Raw genomic sequence first — 856 nt, 5'->3', positions numbered from 1 at the left:
CGTCGGCCCTCCGGGTTGTGGGTGAGGACCATGAGCCTGCTGTCGTCGAAGAACCACCAGTCTCGGGGTGCAACAGCGGACAGCAGGCCAGCTTCGGTGGCTTGCTTGACCGTGAAGTAGTGGATGGTTTCGCCGGCCGCGGTGTTGAAGTCGCCGCGCCAGCGCATCCACCGCTGGTAGTCGGTAGCCGGATCCTCGTGAACGCGGACCCGTGCCATCTGCCTGCCTTCGGCAGCGTGCTGTTTGACCATTTCGAGCCACGCCCGGTCTTCGTCCACGTCGTAGGGCGAGACCGGGCGTCCCTCGAGGAACCTTTGGAACGATTCCTGCTCACCGTCGACGGTGTAGAACGGCTGCACTTCGAAGCGGTACGCGGTCCGCTTGTATGTGCGCAGCTGTTCTGCGAACTCGGCGTTGGTGAGCGTGCGGCGCATGGTCAGGCGTTGCGGATGCGGTCGATGACGTCGGCGGGCAGGAACACTGCGGTTTCGTCGGCGCCGATGCCGGAGTTGTTGGCGCGGCCAACGGTGTGCACCTGGGCGAGCGCTTGCTCGTCGAGGACCTTGCCGACGAGGACGTAGCCGCCGTCGACTTCCATGATGCTGGGGCAGTCGCCGTTGCCGGAGTCGCCTGACTTCCACAGGAACTTGATCCAGTCGAAGCTCATGGGACATCCCTTCTTCGTGGGGTCCGAGCCGTTGTGGCTCGCTGCGATGGTCCCACCATCCGTGTGCCAATTGCGAGCGTGCTTGTGAAGTACTTGTCGTTTACTTCTTGATCGTTTTACACGAAAGCCCCGGTCAACGTGAAGTGACCGGGGCCGTGGGGGACCTCGCGCCGCAAATCTAGCACAGTT

At 63.1% G+C, this 856-nt stretch carries 2 protein-coding genes; both read right to left on the bottom strand.

Annotated elements, in window-relative coordinates:
• On the bottom strand, positions 1-434 hold a 434-nt coding region (locus Ato02nite_RS39925), incomplete at its 3' end, for a DUF6879 family protein (protein ID WP_213011904.1).
• A gap of 2 nt (positions 435-436) precedes the next feature.
• On the bottom strand, positions 437-667 hold the full coding sequence (locus Ato02nite_RS39920; RefSeq protein ID WP_213011903.1) for a hypothetical protein: 231 nt from the start codon (positions 665-667) through the stop codon (positions 437-439).
• Positions 668-856 lie beyond the last annotated feature (189 nt).

The organism is Paractinoplanes toevensis (assembly GCF_018332695.1).
Taxonomy (GTDB): domain Bacteria; phylum Actinomycetota; class Actinomycetes; order Mycobacteriales; family Micromonosporaceae; genus Actinoplanes; species Actinoplanes toevensis.
The sequence above is the reverse complement of the archived record's forward strand: the minus strand, read 5'-3'. Positions and strand labels throughout refer to the sequence as shown.

Excerpts from the sequence above, each read along its gene's own strand:
- Ato02nite_RS39920 (WP_213011903.1), bottom strand. The coding sequence starts at position 667 with ATGAGCTTCGACTGGATCAAGTTCCTGTGGAAGTCAGGCGACTCCGGC.